The 17,399-nt window shown below is 71.8% G+C and carries 17 protein-coding genes; 7 read left to right on the forward strand and 10 right to left on the reverse strand.

Annotation, left to right across the window (positions count from 1 at the left end):
• Together HNR67_RS18410 and HNR67_RS18415 are read right to left on the reverse strand one after the other, a co-directional pair.
• Positions 1–2,043, reverse strand: a complete 2,043-nt coding sequence (locus HNR67_RS18410; RefSeq protein WP_185003485.1) for an acetate--CoA ligase family protein — start codon at positions 2,041–2,043, stop codon at positions 1–3.
• Positions 2,043–4,397 carry a bifunctional salicylyl-CoA 5-hydroxylase/oxidoreductase gene (locus tag HNR67_RS18415; RefSeq protein WP_185003486.1) on the reverse strand — a complete coding sequence of 785 codons (2,355 nt, stop codon included), beginning with the start codon at positions 4,395–4,397 and terminating at the stop codon, positions 2,043–2,045. The genes HNR67_RS18410 and HNR67_RS18415 overlap by 1 nt, the downstream gene beginning before the upstream one ends.
• Before the next feature lie 65 nt (positions 4,398–4,462).
• Here HNR67_RS18415 and HNR67_RS18420 point away from each other — a divergent pair, with 65 nt between their 5' ends.
• On the forward strand, positions 4,463–5,224 hold the full coding sequence (locus HNR67_RS18420; protein WP_185003487.1) for an SDR family NAD(P)-dependent oxidoreductase: 762 nt from the start codon (positions 4,463–4,465) through the stop codon (positions 5,222–5,224).
• A gap of 600 nt (positions 5,225–5,824) precedes the next feature.
• Here HNR67_RS18420 and HNR67_RS18425 read toward each other — a convergent pair.
• The gene (locus HNR67_RS18425; protein WP_185003488.1) at positions 5,825–6,226 is read right to left on the reverse strand and encodes a DUF952 domain-containing protein; all 402 of its coding nucleotides are present in this window, start codon (positions 6,224–6,226) and stop codon (positions 5,825–5,827) included.
• Positions 6,223–7,854: an AMP-binding protein gene (locus HNR67_RS18430; protein ID WP_185003489.1), complete on the reverse strand. Its 1,632-nt coding sequence runs from the start codon at positions 7,852–7,854 to the stop codon at positions 6,223–6,225. Before HNR67_RS18430 ends, HNR67_RS18425 begins: the two co-directional genes overlap by 4 nt.
• A 105-nt stretch (positions 7,855–7,959) precedes the next feature.
• On the opposite strand from HNR67_RS18430, the gene HNR67_RS18435 reads away from it, so the two are divergent.
• Positions 7,960–8,820, forward strand: coding sequence for a PaaX family transcriptional regulator (locus HNR67_RS18435; protein ID WP_185003490.1), 861 nt, complete (start codon positions 7,960–7,962; stop codon positions 8,818–8,820).
• Here the strand turns inward: HNR67_RS18435 and HNR67_RS18440 are convergent.
• From HNR67_RS18440 to HNR67_RS18455, 4 genes are all read right to left on the reverse strand, one after another.
• Positions 8,810–9,106: a hypothetical protein gene (locus tag HNR67_RS18440; RefSeq protein WP_185003491.1), complete on the reverse strand. Its 297-nt coding sequence runs from the start codon at positions 9,104–9,106 to the stop codon at positions 8,810–8,812. The two genes, HNR67_RS18435 and HNR67_RS18440, sit on opposite strands and share 11 nt — an antisense overlap.
• A complete protein-coding gene (locus HNR67_RS18445) occupies positions 9,106–9,648 on the reverse strand; it encodes a DinB family protein (protein WP_185003492.1) in 543 nt (180 codons plus the stop codon). Before HNR67_RS18445 ends, HNR67_RS18440 begins: the two co-directional genes overlap by 1 nt.
• Positions 9,649–9,889: 241 nt before the next feature.
• The gene (locus HNR67_RS18450) at positions 9,890–10,288 is read right to left on the reverse strand and encodes a RidA family protein (protein WP_425554146.1); all 399 of its coding nucleotides are present in this window, start codon (positions 10,286–10,288) and stop codon (positions 9,890–9,892) included.
• Positions 10,285–11,037 (reverse strand): SDR family NAD(P)-dependent oxidoreductase, encoded by a 753-nt coding sequence (locus HNR67_RS18455; protein WP_185010821.1) that lies wholly within the window; start codon positions 11,035–11,037, stop codon positions 10,285–10,287. The genes HNR67_RS18450 and HNR67_RS18455 overlap by 4 nt, the downstream gene beginning before the upstream one ends.
• A 50-nt stretch (positions 11,038–11,087) precedes the next feature.
• On the opposite strand from HNR67_RS18455, the gene HNR67_RS18460 reads away from it, so the two are divergent.
• Both HNR67_RS18460 and HNR67_RS18465 read left to right on the forward strand, forming a co-directional pair.
• Positions 11,088–12,266 (forward strand): thiolase family protein, encoded by a 1,179-nt coding sequence (locus HNR67_RS18460; protein ID WP_185003493.1) that lies wholly within the window; start codon positions 11,088–11,090, stop codon positions 12,264–12,266.
• A 16-nt stretch (positions 12,267–12,282) separates the two neighbouring features.
• Entirely contained in the window at positions 12,283–13,080 is a 798-nt protein-coding gene (locus HNR67_RS18465) for an enoyl-CoA hydratase-related protein (protein ID WP_312987546.1), read from the forward strand.
• A 30-nt stretch (positions 13,081–13,110) separates the two neighbouring features.
• On the opposite strand, the gene HNR67_RS45705 is transcribed toward HNR67_RS18465, so the two are convergent.
• Positions 13,111–14,040, reverse strand: coding sequence for a TetR/AcrR family transcriptional regulator C-terminal domain-containing protein (locus HNR67_RS45705; protein ID WP_312987548.1), 930 nt, complete (start codon positions 14,038–14,040; stop codon positions 13,111–13,113).
• Positions 14,041–14,096: 56 nt separating this feature from the next.
• On the opposite strand from HNR67_RS45705, the gene HNR67_RS18475 reads away from it, so the two are divergent.
• On the forward strand, positions 14,097–14,792 hold the full coding sequence (locus HNR67_RS18475; RefSeq protein ID WP_185003494.1) for a hypothetical protein: 696 nt from the start codon (positions 14,097–14,099) through the stop codon (positions 14,790–14,792).
• Here HNR67_RS18475 and HNR67_RS18480 read toward each other — a convergent pair.
• A complete protein-coding gene (locus HNR67_RS18480) occupies positions 14,717–15,172 on the reverse strand; it encodes an Lrp/AsnC family transcriptional regulator (protein WP_312987550.1) in 456 nt (151 codons plus the stop codon). The two genes, HNR67_RS18475 and HNR67_RS18480, sit on opposite strands and share 76 nt — an antisense overlap.
• Before the next feature lie 125 nt (positions 15,173–15,297).
• Between HNR67_RS18480 and HNR67_RS18485 the strand changes: the two genes are divergently transcribed.
• Positions 15,298–16,137, forward strand: coding sequence for a tryptophan 2,3-dioxygenase (locus HNR67_RS18485; RefSeq protein ID WP_185003496.1), 840 nt, complete (start codon positions 15,298–15,300; stop codon positions 16,135–16,137).
• 35 nt (positions 16,138–16,172) lie between these two features.
• Positions 16,173–17,342, forward strand: a complete 1,170-nt coding sequence (kynU, locus tag HNR67_RS18490; RefSeq protein ID WP_185003497.1) for a kynureninase — start codon at positions 16,173–16,175, stop codon at positions 17,340–17,342.
• Positions 17,343–17,399: the final 57 nt, after the last annotated feature.

The following is a 17,399-nucleotide window of genomic DNA, read 5'->3' on the forward strand; positions in this document are numbered from 1 at the left end:
TCAGTCAGCTCCCTCGGCCAGGTACACCGCGTCCAGCACCCGAACCCCGCGCGGCAGCACCGCCACCGGATTGAGATCCACCTGCCCACCCCACCCCGAAACCAGCGAACTCACCCGAACCACAAGGTCAACCAGGGCATCCACATCCACCGCGGCCCGCCCCCGAACCCCGTACAGCAAGGCGGATCCCCGCAACTCCCCGACCATCCGCCGCACCTCGCCGACATCCACCGGCAACGGCGCCAGCACCACGTCATCCAGCACCTCGGCGAGAATCCCGCCCAGTCCCAACGCCAGCATCGGCCCACAGGGCCCAGGAGCCACCCCGACCAGCACCTCCACCGCGCCAGTCACGAACTCCTCGACCAGCACCGCCCCACCAAGGCCGGCCAGCCGTTCGTAAACCCCAGCCGCGGCAACAGGATCGACATCCAGCTCAACCCCACCGGCCTCGGTCTTGTGCACCAACCCGGGCACCACGGCCTTGAACACGGCTCGCCCGCCCACTTCGCCGACTGCCGCGACGGCGTCCTCAGCCGAGTCGACCACCCGCCCGACCGGCACCGGAATCCCGTTCTCGCGCAGCAATTCCTTGAAGTCAGCCTCGCTGATCCCACGGGCAGGGGCCGCAATCCCACCTGCCGTGCCTGCCGTGCCCGGCACCGCCGCCACCCGAGCCCCGGCCCGCACCGCGGCCGCCGCCACCAGCACCGCCCGTCCGGGCGTCGAATACACCGGCACCCCACCGGCCCGCAAAACCGCCCCCGCCCCCGGCGCCAAATGCTCCGCCCCGGTCCGCGCGACCAGCACCGCCTTCCCCGACTCCCGCCGCACCCGTGCCAACGCCTCCGCGATCCCGGCCACATCCGACCCGGTCAGCACGCAGAAACAGGCCAGCACCACATCCACCGCCGGATCCGCCGCCACCACGTCCAGGCACCGCCGGAACAACTCCGGCCGCGCCATCACCGCCGCCGTGACATCCACCGGATTCTCCACCGACCCGTACGCCGGCACGACCTCCGCCAGCGCCGCCCGCGTCCCCGCCGCCAACTCCGCCAACCGCAAACCGTGCTGCGCCAACGCATCCGCGGCCAGAATCCCGGACCCACCCGAGGTGGTCACCACCGCGACCCGGTCCCCACCCGGCCGCGTCCCGGCCGCGAACGCCGCACCGACATCGAGGAGTTCGTCCACATCGGACACTCGCACGATCCCGTACCGCCGCAGCACCGCGTCGGTCACCCGGTCGTCGGTGGCCAGCGCCCCGGTGTGCGAGGCGACCGCCCGCGCGCCCGCCGCCGACCGCCCGGCCTTGACCAGCGCCACCGGTTTGCCCGCCGCGGCCAACCGCCGCAACGACTGGACATCGGCCAGCGACTCCACGTACCCCAGCAACCCGGTGCATCCGGGCTCCTCGGCCAGCGTCGCCAGCACCTCCAGTGCCGTCACCTCGGCTTCGTTGCCGGTGCTCACCGCCCAGCCCAGGCCCAGCCCGCGCTCGAACGCCAGGCTCACCGCCCCGAACCCCAGCGCCCCGCTCTGACTCACCAGCGCCAGCGACCCCGGCACCAGCCGGGTCGAGGCCGCCTCGAACAGCGGGCTGAACGAGGTCACCTGCCCGCTCGCCACCCCCACCGACCCGATGCAGTTGGGCCCCAGCACCCGCAGTCCGCCCGCTTTCGCCTGGGCCACCAGGGCTTCCTGCCGCAGTGCGCCCTCGGCGCCGGTCTCGGCGAACCCGGAGGAGCACACGATCGCCGCCCGCACCCCGGCCGCCACGCAGTCCTCGATCGCCGCGGGCACCCGGTCCGCCGCCACCATGATCATCGCCAGGTCCACCGGCCCGGGACACGCCGCCACCGTCGGATAGGCGGGCAGCCCGAACACCTTCTCGTTCTTGGGATGCACCGGCAGGACGCGCCCCTGGTACCCGTACCGCAGCAGGAACTCCACCGGCCGCCCGCCGAGCGCGCCGGGCCGTTCGGTCGCGCCGATCACGGCCACCGATCGAGCCGACCACAACGCGGCCAGGGCGCGCATCAGGTGCCGTCCGGAGTCCAGCGCGCGTGCCGGGTGGCCACTTCGCCCTCCCGGACCAGGTCCAGCCGTGGTCGTGGCCCGTCGGTGCGCCCGGTCTGCGGCCGCCGCCGCCCGGCCCGGAACTGTGCCGGCCAGTCCGCGGCAGGGCCTGCGTAATCCTGTTCCGCTGCCGCGTGCAGTGTCCATTGTGGATCGTAGAGGTGGGTGCGGCCCAGTGCGCACAGGTCGGCCCGGCCGGCCAGCAGGATCGAGTTGACGTCGTCGGCGGAGGAGATGGCCCCGACCGCGATCACCGCGATGCCGTGCCTGCGCCCGACCTCGTTGCGGATCCGGTCGGCGAAGGGGGTCTGGAAGCTGCGTCCGTACGCGGGTTGTTCGGTGGAGACGACCTGCCCGGTGGACACGTCGATCCCGGCCGCGCCGTGCCGGGCGAAGGCGTCCGCGATGGCCAGTGCCTCCTCGATGTCCACCCCGCCGTCGGCCCAGTCGGTGGCCGAGATGCGCACCGTCATCGGCCGCTCCACCGGCCAGGCCGCGCGCACCGCGTCGAAGACCTCCAGTGGGTAGCGCAACCGGTTCGTCAGGCTGCCGCCGTAGGAGTCGGTGCGCTGGTTGGTCAGCGGCGAGAGGAAGGAGGACAGCAGGTAGCCGTGCGCGCAGTGCAGTTCCAGCACGTCGAACCCGGCCCGCGCGGCCGAGCGGGCGGCGTCGGCGAACTGCTCCCTGATCAGCATCATTTCTGCCCGGTCCAGCTCCCTGGGCACCTGGCTGTCCGGGGTGTAGCGCAGTGGCGAGGGCCCGCACACCGGCCAGTTCCCGGCGGGCAGCGGCTGGTCCATGCCGTCCCACATCAACCGGGTCGACCCCTTGCGCCCCGAGTGTCCGATTTGGACACCGATCCGGGCAGAGGTGTTGCCGTGCACGAAGTCCACCACCCGCCGCCATCCGTCCTCGTGCTCGGGCCGGTACAGCCCGGCACAGCCGGGGGTGATCCGCCCGGAGGCGGACACGCAGACCATCTCGGTCATCACCAGTCCGGCCCCGCCGAGTGCCTTGCCGCCCAGGTGCACCAGGTGGAAGTCGTCCGGGGTGCCGTCGGTGGCGGAGTAGGTGTCCATGGGGGAGACCACGATCCGGTTCTTCAGCTCCAGCTCGCCGAGCCGATAGGGCTGGAACATCGGCGGCCGGACCTCGCCGTCGCCGGCGAACCAGGAGTCGATCCCGGCCACGAACTCCGGATCGCGCAGCCGCAGGTTGTCGTAGGTGACCCGGCGGCTGCGGGTGAGGATGTTGAAGGCGAACTGCTCGGGCGCCTGATGGGCGTAACCGCCCAGGTTCTCGAACCACTCCAGGCTGGCCTGCGCCGCGCGCTGGGTGGACAGCACGACCGGCCGCCGCTCGGTCTCGTAGGCGGCCAGTGCGGCGTCCACTGTGGACTCCTCGTGCAGGCAGGCGGCCAGCGCGAGGGCGTCCTCCATGGCGAGTTTGGTGCCGGAGCCGATGGAGAAGTGCGCGGTGTGCGCGGCGTCGCCGAGCAGCACGATGTTGCCGTGCCGCCAGGTCTGGTTGCGCACGGTGCCGAAGGTGACCCAGCGCGAGTTGTTCGCGTACAGCTCATGCCCGTCGAGGACCTCGGGGAACAGCTCGCGCAGCATCGCGATCGAGCCCTCGTCGCTCTCACCCGGCGCGAGGTCGTCCCGGTGGTGCCGGGCGAACCCGGCCCGCTGCCACACGTCCTCGTGCATCTCCACGATGAACGTGCTGCCCTTGGCGTCGTAGGGATAGCCGTGGATCTGCATCACGCCGTGCGGGGTGTCCTTGATGTGGAACAGGAACGCGGGGAACACCAGGTCGGTGCCCAGCCACATGTACCGGCACCGCCGAGATTCCACGCTCGGCCGGAACACCTCGGCGTACCGGGCGCGCACCGCGGAGTTGACCCCGTCCGCGGCCACCACCAGATCGTGCGTGGCGGCCAGTTCGGCGACATCCGGCGCGGGCGTGGACAGTCGCACCCGCACCCCGACCTCGGCGCAGCGTTCGTGCAGCACCTGCAACAGCCGGCGGCGGCTCATCGCGGCGAACCCGTGCCCGCCGGAGGTGATCACCCGGCCGCGGTAGTGCACGTCGATGTCGTCCCAGCGCGCGAACTCCCGCTGCATGGCCTGGTGGATCACCGGATCGGCGTGCTCGATGCCACCGAGGGTCTCATCGGAGAACACCACGCCGAAGCCGAAGGTGTCATCGGCCGCGTTGCGCTCCCACACGGTGATCTCGTGTCCGGGACCGAGCTGACGCGCCAGCGCGGCGAAGTAGAGCCCGCCTGGCCCGCCACCGACAACCGCGATTCGCACCCCGTCAGGGTATGCTGCAATCCTGACGACCGTCAACAGAACGAAATGCCAGACCGGAGGTCGGGATGCGCTTCGAGGGTCGCACCGCAGTGGTCACCGGCGGCACCGGCGGCCTGGGCCGCGCGGTCTGCGCGGGCTTCGCCGCCGAGGGCGCCGCGGTAGCGGTACTGGACGTCGCGGGCGCCGAGGCCTTCGCCGAGACCCTGACCACCGCGGGCGCGGTCGCCGCGGGCTACACCGTCGACGTACGCGACCCAGCCCAGGTCACCGAAGTGATGTCCACCATCCACCGCGACCTGGGCGGCCCCCACATCCTGGTAGCCCTGGCCGGCGGCTCCCTGGGAACCCCAAAAGACCTCCCCGACATCGAACCGGAACACCTGGACCTGGTAGTGGACGTGAACCTCAAAGGCACCTTCTACTGCTGCCAGGCAGCCCTGCCGTACCTGTCCGCCGCGGGCGAGGGCGCCATCGTCACCACATCGTCGATCGGCGGCCGCCAACCCTCCCCGGTCACCGGCGTGCCCTACGCGGCGAGCAAGGCGGCCCTGGTCGGCCTGACCAAGCGACTGGCGAAGGAGGTCGGCCCGGACGGCGTGCGCGTCAACGCGATCGCCCCGGGGCTGTTCCTCACCGATCGATTGCAGGGCATGTTCGACGGCCTGAGCCAGACCGAGCGCGACGAGGTCCTCAACGCGATCCCACTGCGCCGCATGCCGGAGCTGAGGGAGGCGGTCGACCCGATCCTGTTCCTGTGCTCGGCGGAGGCGTCGTACATCACCGGGGTGGTCCTGGACGTCAACGGCGGCCGCTTCATGCCCCTCTGACGCCCCACTCCGTCGGGGAGGCTCGCGTCCCCGCCCGACTCGCGTCCCCGCCCGACACACGGCCCCGTCGGACACGCGGCTTCGCCCGACTCGCGCTCCTGCCCGACACGCGGTCTCGCCCGACTCGCGCTCCCGCCCGGCACGCGGCCTCGCCTGCCTCGGGCCTCGCCCGATGCGTCCCGCCCGGCTTCTGCGGCCCTCGCCCGGTTGCCGCTCTCGCCCGGCTTCTGCCGCCCTCGCCCGATTCCCGCCCTGTTTGGCTTCCGCTGCCACCCTTGCGTCGGGTTGGTGCCCTCGCCCCGGGTCTCGCCTCCCTGCCCGGCTCGCAGCCCCGGACGTTTCCCGGAACCCCCGCCTGGCTCGCTGCCTCGGCCGTTTCCCGGAACCCCCGCCTGGCTCGCTGCCTCGGCCGTTTCCCGGAACCCCCGCCTGGCTCGCTGCCTCGGCCGTTTCCCGGAACCCTCGCTCGGCTCGCAACCCCGTCGGGCTCCTGCGTCCCCGCAGGGCTTCCGTGGCCCCGCCCGGCGCCCGCCGCCCTGCTGCGGATCGGTGTCCCCGGGATGGCAATGCCCCCGAACAACTCGTGCCCCCGGGACTACCTCACCTCTCGGCGGGGGCCGCCGTCCTCGGGTGGGTGCGCGCGATCGGCCAGCGGTGCAGTGCCGCGGGCAGCTCGAAGCCGTGCGGCTGCTCGGGGAAGTCGTGCACGGCGATCACCGCGGACACCGGGATCGTGCCGTAGACGTGCGGGAACCACGGCGCGGACGGGTTGCCCGGATCGCTGGAGGCTCGCTCCCACACCAGTTCCGCGTCCAGCAGGTCCGGGTCGATGACCAGCAGCACCAGGTCGTCCCGGCCGCGGAAGAGGCGGTTCGCCGGGAGGTGGACCAGGCCGAAGTCGCTGCAGTGCACGAAGCCCTCGGCGGCATAGCCAGCGGGTTCGTGCCGTCCGGACTCCTGGGCCGCGGCCCAGTCCGCGTGCGAGCAGATGTGCAGGATCACCCGCCGATGGTCCCAGACTCCGTCGCGGCGCGTTCGCGCAGTCGGAATCGTTGCAGTTTGCCGGTGGTGGTGCGGGGCAGCTCGGGCAGGAACTCGATCACCCGCGGGTACTTGTACGGCGCGATCACGCTCTTCACGAAGTCCTGCAGTTCGGTCACCTTGGCCGCGTCGCCGGTGACGCCAGGGGTGAGCACTACGTAGGCGTGCACCACCATGCCGCGCTGCTCGTCCGGCGCGCCGACCACCCCGCATTCGACCACCTCGGCGTGGCTGAGCAGGGCGTTCTCCACTTCCGGGCCTGCGATGTTGTAGCCGGAGGAGATGATCATGTCGTCGGTGCGGGCCTGGTACCAGAAGTAGCCGTCGGCATCGCGCAGGTAGGCGTCGCCGGTCAGGTTCCAGCCGTCCTGGACGTAGCTGAGCTGCCGCTCGTCGTCCAGGTAGCGGCAGCCGGTCGGGCCGCGCACCGCGAGTCGGCCGACCACGCCGTCCGGCGCGGGTTTCCCGTGCTCGTCCAGGATTTCCGCCCGGAACCCGGGGATCGGACGGCCGGTGGCGCCGGGACGGATGTCGTCATCGGCGGCGGAGATGAAGATGTGCAGCAACTCGGTCGCACCGATGCCCTCGATGATCCGCAACCCGGTCGTCCGCTCGGCCTCGTGCCACACCGTGCTCGGCAACGCCTCCCCGGCCGACACCGCCCGCCGCAACCCGCGTAATCGATCAGCCAGCCCGGCCGCCAGCATCGCCCGGTACGCCGTCGGCGCGGTGAACAGCACGGTCACCCCGTGCTCCCGCACCGCGTCGGCCAGCTCGGCCGGCGTGGCCCGCTCCAGCAACAGCGTCGCCGCGCCCACGTGCAGCGGGAACACCACCAGCCCGCCGAGGCCGAAGGTGAAGCCCAGCGGGGGAGTGCCGGTGAAGATGTCCCGCGCATCCGGCCGCAGCACGTGCCGGGCGAAGGTGTCGGAGTTGGCCAGCACATCCCGGTGGAAGTGCAGGGTCGCCTTGGGGCGCCCGGTGGTGCCGGAGGTGAACGCCAGCAACGCCACGTCGTCGGCCGCGGTGTCCACCGGCGCGAACTCGGCCGGTTTCGCCGCCGCGCGCACCGTCAGGTCCGCCGGGTCGGCACCGCCGTAGCCGATCACCGGCAGATCCACGGCCGCCAGTTCGGCCAGGAACCGGTTGTCGCACAGCGCGATCACCGGTTTCGCGATCTCGGTCAGCGTGCACAGTTCACCCGAGCGCAGCAACGGCATGGTGGTGACCGCGACCCCGCCCGCCCGCAGCACGCCGAACCAGCAGGCCACCAGCCACGGGTTGTTCGGCCCGCGCAGCAGCACCCGGTTGCCCGGCACCAGCCCGCAGTCCTCCACCAGCACCCGCGCGACCTGGTTCGCCCGGTCCCGCAGCTGCCCGTAGGTCCAGGCCGGACCGGTGGGGCTGAGCAGGCACGGCCGGTCCGCGCCGTGCCGGGCGATGGTGTCCTCCAGCAGGGTGACCGCGCAGTTCAGCCGGTCCGGGTAGATCAGTTCGGGCAGGCTGAACTCCAGTTCCGGCCACTGCTCGCGCGGCGGCAGGTGGTCCCGGCAGAACGTGTCGACGTGTGCTGAGCGGGACAGATCCACGAGCACGCACCTCGTCTCGGCGTCGGTGAGCTGCCCGGCCAGTATTCACCGTTCATGACGACAGTCAATAGGCCGACATACGCATCGACGCGATATCGTTTGCCGGTGACCACCCTGGTTGACCTGTCCGAAGTGGACGGGGGAGCGGCGGACGCCCAGTCCGCGCAACCCCGCCAGCTCATCGTCACCGTCTACGGCCTCTACGCCCGCGAGGTCGGCGGCTGGCTGTCGGTGGCCGCCCTGATCCGCCTGCTGGGCGAACTGGGCGTGGACGAACCGGCGGTCCGGTCCTCCATCTCCCGGCTCAAGCGCCGCGGCATCCTGGACGCCTCCCGGGTGGGCGGCGCGGCCGGGTACGCCCTGTCCGAGCAGGCCAGACTCATCCTGCGCGAGGGCGATCACCGCATCTTCGAGCGCCCGAGGGCCACCGTGGCCGACGGTTGGGTGCTGGCGGTCTTCTCCGTCCCCGAGTCCGAGCGCCAGAAGCGGCACACCCTGCGCTCCCAGCTCACCAGACTCGGCTTCGGCAACACCGCCCCCGGCGTGTGGATCGCCCCGGCACACCTGCGCGCCGAGACCGCCGAGGTCCTGTCCCGCCTGGACCTGTCCGCCTACGTCGACCTGTTCCGCGCCGACCACCTGGGCTTCGCCGAGCTGACCGACAAGGTCGCCACCTGGTGGGACCTGGCCGCCCTGCGCGCGCTGTACACGGAGTTCCTCACCGCGCACCGCCCACTGCTGGCCCGCTGGCGTCGCCGCCGCACGGTGCAGCCCGCCGAGGCATTCGCCGACTACGTCCGTCTGCTCACGGCCTGGCGCCGCCTGCCCTACCTGGACCCGGGTCTGCCCGCCGAACTGCTGCCGGTGGACTGGCCCGGCGCCGAAGCCGCCGAGTTGTTCACCGCCCTGCAGGACAAGCTCGCCCCGGCCGCGCACGACCACGCCGAGTCCCGCATCACCTCCTGACTCCGTAGACCTGGTTGAGATCCAGTACGTGGTGACCCAGCACCGCGCCCGCGGGCACGTCCAGCACCACCACGAGAAACACGTTCCGCGGACCGGGGAACAAGACGTGCCGGAAACCCGGCTCCGGCATGTCCCGCACCGCCTCGGGCGTGGTCGCGAATCCACGCCGTTCGGCGCGCGGGACCGACTTCAGGTACGCCCGGATCACCGCGGGCACCTCGGCGGCGACCAGCACCGGGCGGGCCTGGATGGTCGCGCGGAACTCCGCCTCGGTGAGCCGCCGCATCAGTGGCCGGTGACCCCGTCGGTCCGCTCACGTAAGAGATCCGCGTGCCCGCAGTGCCGCGCGTACTCCGCGATCATGTGCACCAGCACCCGGCGTAAGGCCAGCGGCCGCCCGGTGGCCAGGTGGACCCCGGTGTCCTCCAGTGCGTGCGCCGCCAGGATCTCCTGAGATTTCGCCACCTCGGCCCGCCACACCGCGAACGCCTCGTCGACGTCCCCGTCCAGGCTGTCGAAATCCTGGCTGGGGTCCTCGTCGGAGTAGTACAGGTGCGGCACGTCCCGCTGGGCGAACTGCATCTGGAACCACCACCGCTCCGCCCCGGACAGGTGCCGCAGGATCCCGTGCAGGGTCAGGCTCGACGGTGGAATCTGGGCGTGGGACAGGGCTTCCGGGCGAACGCCCCGGCATTTCAGTTCGAAGGTGGTCCGGTGCCAGTCCAGGTAGGAGGTCAGGATCTCGCGTTCGGAGCCGTCCAGGGGCAAGGGCTGCCGGGTGTCCGCCGGCCATTTCTCCGCAAGGTGTGCGGGCTGGGTGAGTGCCATGCGAGGAGCGTTCCACGGCCCACCGACACCGGTCGCCTGGCGAACTTTCTTTCGCTACGCGAACACGTTGCGGAGGTGTGCGCAGACTGGCACGGCAGGTTCGCCACCGACCACCTCGACCGTCTGGAGAAGCCCGGCCATGCAGCTCACCCTACCCGCCGCCACCCGCCCGATCCCTTATCGCGCAAGGGAAGGGTCCGCGCGCACGGCAGCGCGACGCCCGCTGTGCGTTCGCCTGTCCTCAGTCCAGCACCGCGGTTCCCTGAACCTCCACCAGCGCCTCGATGTCCCACAGCCGGGCGATCCCGATCGCGGCCATCGCCGGGTAGGACTCGCCGGCCAGCTCGCGCCAGACCTTGCCGATCTCCTTGCCGCGCGCCTTGTAGTCCTCGACGTCGGTCAGGTAGATGGTCAGCGTGGCGAGCTGATCCGCGCGCCCGCCCGAGGCCCGCAACGCGGTCAGCAGATTGCCCAGCGCCTGGCGGAACTGCGCCACCACATCCGCGCCCACGATGTGGCCGTCCGCGTCCAGCGCGGTCTGCCCGGCCAGGTACACCGTCCGCCCCGCCCCGGCGACCACGGCGTGGCTGAAGCCCGAGGGCCTGGCCAGCTCCGGTGGATTGACCCGTTCCAGACTCACGACTGCACCGTCCCGCCGTCGATGTTCAACCCCTGTCCGGTGAACGCCGGACTCGCCACGCAGAAGGAGACCGCGTCCGCGACCTCCTCCACCGAGATCATCCGCCCGATGGGTTGTTTCGCGGCCAGCATGGCCCGGATCTCCGCCCGGGGCCTGCCGGTGCGCTCGGCGACCGCGTCCACGGTCCGCTCGGTCATCGGCGTGTCCACGAACGCCGGGCAGATCGCGTTCGCGGTCACCCCGGTCCGCGCCAGCTCGGCCGCTGCCGCCCGGACCAGGCCCAGCACCCCGTGCTTGGCCGCGGTGTACGCGGCGATGTGCGCCTCGCCCTGCTTCGCCGCGGTGCTCGCGACCACGATCAGCCGTCCCCAGCCCGCCGCGCGCATGGCCGGGATGGCCCGGCGCAGGCACTGGAACGGCGCGGTGAGGTTGAGGGCAAGAGCGGCCGACCACTCCTCGTCGGTGATCCGGTGCAGTGGGGTGGCGGTGCCCGAGCCCGCGTTGGCGACCAGGATCTCCACCGGCGACCAGGCGGCCTCCACCGCGTCGAACAGGCCGGCCACCGCGCCCGGTTCGGTGAGATCGGCCGGCAGCACCAGGGACTCCCCGGGCAGGGTGGCCGCGACCGCCCGCAGTTCGGCCTCGTTACGCGCGGTGAGCGCCACCCGGTGGCCCTCGGTGGACAACCGGCGGGCCACGGCCGCGCCGATTCCCCGGCCTGCGCCGGTGACCAGGCTGGTGCGTGCCATCACCTGCGAAGCTTGTCAAACGTTGGTGACGACCGTCAAGATGACGACATATGGACGCCTATCTGCTCGATGCCGTGCGCACCCCGTTCGGCCGCCATCGTGGCGGGCTGGCCGGGATCCGGGTGGACGACCTGGCCGCCCTGCCGATCACCGAGCTGACCCGCCGCAACCCCGGCCTCGACCCGGCCCTGGTGGACGAGGTCATCTACGGCAACACCAATGGCGCTGGGGAGGAGAACCGCAATATCGGCCGGATGGCGGCGCTGCTCGCCGGGCTGCCGGTGACCGTGCCCGGGGTGACCGTCAACCGGCTGTGCGCCTCCGGTGGCGAGGCGGTCATCCAGGCCGCCCGGATGCTCGCGGTGGGGGCGGGACGGATCGCCATCGCCGGTGGCGTGGAGGGCATGTCCCGCGCGCCGTTCGTGGTGCCGCGCCCGGACGAGGTGCTGCCGCAGCGGATGGAGATGGTCTCCACCGCGCTCGGCTGGCGGCTGGTCAACCCGAAGTTCCCGGCCGAGTGGACCGCGAGCCTGGGCGCCTGCGCCGAACAGGTCGCCGCGGGCCTGGGCATCGGCCGGGCGGCCCAGGACGAGTGGGCGCTGCGCTCGCACCGGCTGGCGAGCGCGGCCTGGGACAACGGCTCGCACGACTGGGTCATGCCGGTCGAGCAGGTCGGCAGGGACGAGTCGCTGCGCCCGGACACCTCGGCTGCCGCGTTGGCCCGCCTGCGCCCGGCGTTCAGCCCGGACGGGACCGTCACCGCGGGGAACTCCTCCCCGCTCTCCGACGGCGCACTGGCCGCACTGCTGAGCACCAGGGCGGCAGCTGCCGAGCTGGGCCTGGAACCGTTGGCGCGCATCAGGGACAGCACGACCGCGGCCACCGACCCGCACCGCTTCGCGGTCGCCCCGGTGCCCGCGATCCTCACCCTGCTGCACCGCAACGGCCTCTCCCACCGGGACATCGCCCGCTGGGAGATCAACGAGGCCTTCGCCGCGATGGTGCTGTCCACCCTGGACCAGCTCACCGCCGAGGGCTGCAAGCTGGACACCGACCTGGTCAACCCGGATGGTGGCGCCATCGCCCTCGGGCACCCCCTGGGCGCCTCCATGCCCAGGGCGATCGTGGACTGCGCCCGCGGACTGCGGCGGCGCGGTGGCGGGCTGGGTGTGGTCGCGGCGTGCATCGGGGTCGGGCAGGGCATGGCCGTGCTCGTCCAGACCGACTGAGAGGACGAGGAGAACCGTGCGGATCGAGGACTTCACCGACATCGGCTACACCGTCGAGGACGACAACCACGCGGTGATCACCATCAACCGGCCGGAGCGGATGAACTCCTTCCGCGGCCGCACCGTGGATGAGCTGATCGCGGCGTTCAAACACGCCTGGGCGGACAAACGGGTGGCCGCGATCATCCTCACCGGCGCCGGTGAGCGGGCCTTCTGCGCCGGCGGCGACGTCAAGGAGCGGGCCGAGACCGGTGGCTACGGCGAGACCGAATGGGGCACTTTCGAGATCGAACGGCTGCACCGGCTCATCCGGGACGTGCCCAAGCCGGTGATCGCCGCGGTCAACGGCGTCGCGGTGGGCGGCGGTCATGTGCTGCACGTGCTGTGCGACCTGACCGTGGCCGCCGAGCACGCCCGCTTCGGCCAGTCCGGCCCCAGGGTCGGCTCCTTCGACGCCGGGTTCGGCTCCGCCTACCTGGCCCGGGTGGTGGGGGAGAAGCGGGCACGGCAGATCTGGTTCCTGCTCGACCTGTTCGACGCGCACACCGCCGAACGCTGGAACCTGGTCAACCAGGTCGTCCCGGCCGAGGAACTGCTCGACACCGCCCGCGCCTGGGCACGCAAGATCGGCTCCTACTCGCCGACCGCGCTGCGCTTCCTCAAACACTCCTTCAACGCCGACACCGACCACATCGGCGGGATCTCGCACCTGGCCTTCGACGGCCTGGAGCTGTTCACCGAGACGCCGGAGGGGAAGGAGGGCGCGGCCGCGTTCGCCGAGAAGCGGGATCCGGACTTCCGCCAGTACCGCTAGGGCGACAGCCGCGGGGTCATCTCGGCTCCGCTAGGCGGAGGAGGTCTTGGCCAGCTTCGCGGCCAGCCCGTCCAGGAGCACTTCCACGCCCAGCTCGAACAGCGCCTCGCCGGTCAGGTCCCGGTAGGCGGGCGCCACCCGCCGCAGGTGCGGGAAGTCCGCGGGCAGGCCGGTCGGGCCCGCAGTGGAGGCGGCCAGGCCCGCGGGCGGGCCGGTCGGCTCTGCGGCTGGGCCGGTGGGGCCCGCGGGTGAGGCGTTCCGCTCCGCGGGAGCGGCGGTCGGGTCGGCGGGCGGGCCGCTCGGTTCTGCGGCTGGGCCGGTGGAGTCCGCGGGTGAGGCGCTCTGTTCCGCGGACGCGGTGGGCGGGTCGGCGGGGGCGGTGGGCGGGTCTGCGGGTGAGCCGCTCTGCCCCGCGTGTGTGGCGGTCGGGTTGGCGGGCGGGCCGGTTGGTTCCGTGGCTGGGCCGGTGAGGCCCGTGGGGGAGCCGATCAGCTCCGCCCGTGGGGCCGCGCCGGCTCGACGGTCGTCCTCGGCGGCGGAGGCGAGCACGTGGTCGGCCAGTAGCACCGAGATCGCCGCGGTGTCCGTGGGGGTGAAGCCCGCGGTCAGCAGGATCCGGGTGGTGGTCTCGATGTGGCCCAGGCGGTGTGGGCCGCGCGGTGGGCGTAGCCGCAGCAACTGCGCGGCGTCCCGGTGGGTGCGCAGCAGGGTGCGGAACTGGCGTAGGCCGGTGGCCAGTTGGTCGCGCCAGGGCAGGGTGTCGTCGATGTCGAAGGCCTCGGCGCAGATCGCCTCGGCGACCAGGTCCAGTAGTTCGTCCTTGTCGCGGACGTGCCAGTACAGGGTCGCGGAGCGCACGCCCAGTTCGGCGGCCAGTTTGCGCGTGCTCAGCGCGGCCAGGCCGTGTTCGTCCAGCAGCCGTACCGCGGCCGCGGTGATCCGAGGGAGGTCGAGCGCCACAATCGAGACTCTATCAGTGATAGATTTTTCCCTATCACTGATAGAGGGGGTTCGTGATGGAGAGAACGGCACTGCGGGTGGCCGCCTGCTGCGCGGTCATCGGCTCGGTGGCCTACCTGGTGCTCACCCTGGTGCACGGGTTCCTGCCCGGCACCGCGCACGAGCTGGCCCGGCACGTGCTCGCGCGGGACTGGCGGGCCATCCACCTGGGCACGATCCTGGCCCTGCTGCTGTGGGTGTTCGCCTTCACCGCGGTGGGCTCGGTGATCGTCACCGGGCCTGGCGCGCTGCTGGTCCGGCTGGCCCGGCCGCTGCTGGTGATCGGCTTCACCGTGTTCGCCATCGACTTCGCACTGGACGGGTTCGGCTTCGCCCAGCTCGCCGAGGCGGGGGCGCACGCCGAGCTGGACCTGATGTTCCGGGCCGTGGTCGGCTCCACGACCATGCTGGTCCAGGTGCTGTTCGGGCTGGCCTTCGCGGTGTGGGCGCTGGTGCTGCTGCGGTCCCGCCGCGCGCCGACGTGGCTGTGCGTGCTGGGGCTGGTCGCGGCGACCGGGTGGTTTGTCGGCGGCTGCCTGATGTTCCTGCGGGTTCCCGGCATCGGGTTCCCGGTGGTGGCGCCGCTGGCCGGGGTGGTGCAGCTCTGGGTGCTGGGGCTGGGGATCTCGTGGTGGCGTCAGTCCGTGGGTTCGGTCACCGGGCGCCAGTCCACCGGGGTGGACAGGACCATCGCGCTGGAGGTCTCACCGTAGGTCGCCAACCGTTCCAGTAGGCGTTCCAGGGCGCGGATGGAACTGGCCGCGACCTTGACCACCGAGCAGATGTCGCCGGTCAGCCGGACCACTTCGAGCACCTCGGGGCAGTCGTCGAGCAGTTCGGGGTGCACGGTGATGCAGCGCGCGCCGTAACACTTCATGCGCACCAACGCGATCACCGGCCGGCCGGCGATGGTCGGGTCCACCCTGGCGTGGTACCCGGCGATCACGCCGATCTGCTCCAGCCGCCGCACCCGCTGGGCCACGGTGGGTGGTGAGACGTGCACCCGGCGCGACAACTCGTTGTAGGACAGCCGCGCGTCGGCCTGCAACGCCTCCAGCAGCGCCCAGTCGACCTTGTCTAGCTCCGAGTTCACGAACGTGAGCCTAGGCGGCCCAACCGGATTCGAACGCAAGGCGCGACCACCGGATTCGCCGTCACCGCCCATTCCGGTTTGGCCGGGACAGCGATGGAATTGAGGCCCACCACGAAGGGAGGACCATGACCGACACCGGCGGCTGTCCGATCATGGCGGAGCCGAAGCTGGACTTCGGCGGCACCACGCCCTATGAGGACTACGTGCACGCCTCGGTGCTGCATTCCTTGCAGCAGCGCTGGTCCAGCGACCCCGGCGAGATGTCCTTCCTGGTCATCACCCAGATCATGGAACTCTACTTCGGACTGTTGTGCTTCGAGTGGCGGCAGGCGCAGACCGAGATGCGCGCCGACGACCTGGACTCCGCGGTCCGCACCCTGCACCGCAGCGTGCTGCACGTGCAGGGGCTCAACGCGGCCTGGCGCTCGATCGCCCGGATGACCCCCGAGGAGTTCAACGCCTTCCGCGCCAACCTCGGCGAGGGCTCCGGCTTCCAGTCCGGTATGTACCGGCATGTCGAGTTCCTGCTCGGCGAGAAATCGGCCTCACTGCTCGTGCCGCACCGGGCGGTGCCCGCGATGCACGCCGAACTGGAGGAGGCGCTGGCCCGGCCCAGCCTGTACGACGACGCGCTCGGCCTGCTGCGCCGCCGTGGCTACGACGTGCCGGACTCGGCCTCGGACCGCGACTACACCCAGCCCTACCAACCGGATCCGCGGGTGGAACAGGTCTGGACGCTGATCTACTCCGACCGCACCAAGCACCACGACGAGCAGCGGCTCGGCGAGGTGCTCACCGACATCGCCGAGGAGTTCGCGCGCTGGCGCTACGACCACCTGCTGGCCACCCGCCGCGCGATGGGCGCCAAGGTCGGCACCGGCGGGTCGGCCGGGGTGGCCTGGCTGGAGAAACGGGTGCAGCGCACCGTTTTCCCCGAGCTGTGGACCGCACGCAGCTACGTCTGAGGACCGCCCGGCTGCCACTGAGGATGGAGGTCACGATGAGTTTGGCTGACACAGCGAGGAAACTGGACGCGCTCGACCCGATCGCGCACTGCCGGGACGAGTTCGATCTCGACCCGGATGTGGTCTACCTCAACGGGAACTCCCTCGGCGCGTTGCCGCGTGCGGTCGCGCCGCGACTGGCCGAGGTGGTGGGACAGCAGTGGGGGCGCCGGCTGATCCGGGGCTGGGGTGAGGGCTGGTGGGGGGCGCCGGAACGCCTCGGCGACCGGCTCGCGCCGCTGGTCGGCAGTGCGCCGGGACAGGTCGTGGTGGGGGACTCCACCAGCGTCAACCTGTTCAAGGCCCTGGTCGCCGCGATCCGGCTCAACCCGGGGCGGCCGGAACTACTCGTGGACGCGGCGACCTTCCCCACCGACGGCTACATCGCCGCCTCGGTGGCCCGGCTCACCGGGGTCCGGGTCCGGCCGGTGCCCATGCCCGAGGCCGCCGCCGAGGTCAACGAGCACACCGCGGTGCTGCTGGCCAACCACGTCGACTTCCGCTCCGGCGTGCTGCACGACATGGGCGCGATCACCGAGGCCGCGCACCGGGCGGGTGCGCTGGTGGTCTGGGACCTGTGCCACAGCGTCGGCGCGCTGCCGGTGGAACTGGACGCGCACCAGGTCGACCTGGCGGTCGGCTGCACCTACAAATTCCTCAACGGCGGACCCGGCGCGCCCGCGTTCCTCTATGTGCCGCAACGCTTCCAGGACGCCTTCGACCAGCCGCTGTCCGGCTGGTGCGGGCACGCCGAACCGTTCGCGATGACCCCCGAGTACACCCCCGGCGCCGGCGTGACCAGGGGGCGCACCGGGACCCCGGACATCCTCTCGATGCTCGCCCTGGACGCCGCCCTGGACGTGTGGGACAAGACCAGCATCGCCGAGGTCAGGGCCAAGGGCCTGCGGCTGACCGACTTCTTCCTGTCCTGTGTGGACGAACTGCTCGGCGACCGGGTCACCGTGCGCACCCCGCGGGACACCGGCCGCGGCAACCACGTCGCGCTGTCCGTGCCGGATGCCGGACAGGTGATGAAGGAACTCATCGCGCGCGAGGTCATCGGCGACTACCGGCCGCCGGACGTGCTGCGCTTCGGGTTCGCCCCGCTGTACGTGCGCTACGCCGACGCGCTGACCGCGGTCGAGGTGATCGCGGGCGTCATCTGATTTGCCATTCCGGCAAGGAACATTGTCAGCGGGGCCGGTACCGGCGCACGGTGTCCC

The organism is Crossiella cryophila (assembly GCF_014204915.1).
In the GTDB taxonomy this organism is placed as follows: Bacteria; Actinomycetota; Actinomycetes; order Mycobacteriales; family Pseudonocardiaceae; genus Crossiella; species Crossiella cryophila.

What these genes read in the sequence shown, in the direction of transcription:
- kynU (WP_185003497.1), top strand. Translation starts at nt 16,173, where the DNA reads ATGAGTTTGGCTGACACAGCGAGGAAACTGGACGCGCTCGACCCGATC.
- HNR67_RS18440 (WP_185003491.1), bottom strand. Translation starts at nt 9,106, where the DNA reads ATGCGGCGGCTCACCGAGGCGGAGTTCCGCGCGACCATCCAGGCCCGC.
- HNR67_RS18485 (WP_185003496.1), top strand. Translation starts at nt 15,298, where the DNA reads ATGACCGACACCGGCGGCTGTCCGATCATGGCGGAGCCGAAGCTGGAC.
- HNR67_RS18475 (WP_185003494.1), top strand. Translation starts at nt 14,097, where the DNA reads ATGGAGAGAACGGCACTGCGGGTGGCCGCCTGCTGCGCGGTCATCGGC.
- HNR67_RS18460 (WP_185003493.1), top strand. Translation starts at nt 11,088, where the DNA reads ATGGACGCCTATCTGCTCGATGCCGTGCGCACCCCGTTCGGCCGCCAT.
- HNR67_RS18445 (WP_185003492.1), bottom strand. Translation starts at nt 9,648, where the DNA reads ATGGCACTCACCCAGCCCGCACACCTTGCGGAGAAATGGCCGGCGGAC.
- HNR67_RS18420 (WP_185003487.1), top strand. Translation starts at nt 4,463, where the DNA reads ATGCGCTTCGAGGGTCGCACCGCAGTGGTCACCGGCGGCACCGGCGGC.
- HNR67_RS18455 (WP_185010821.1), bottom strand. Translation starts at nt 11,037, where the DNA reads ATGGCACGCACCAGCCTGGTCACCGGCGCAGGCCGGGGAATCGGCGCG.
- HNR67_RS18410 (WP_185003485.1), bottom strand. Translation starts at nt 2,043, where the DNA reads ATGCGCGCCCTGGCCGCGTTGTGGTCGGCTCGATCGGTGGCCGTGATC.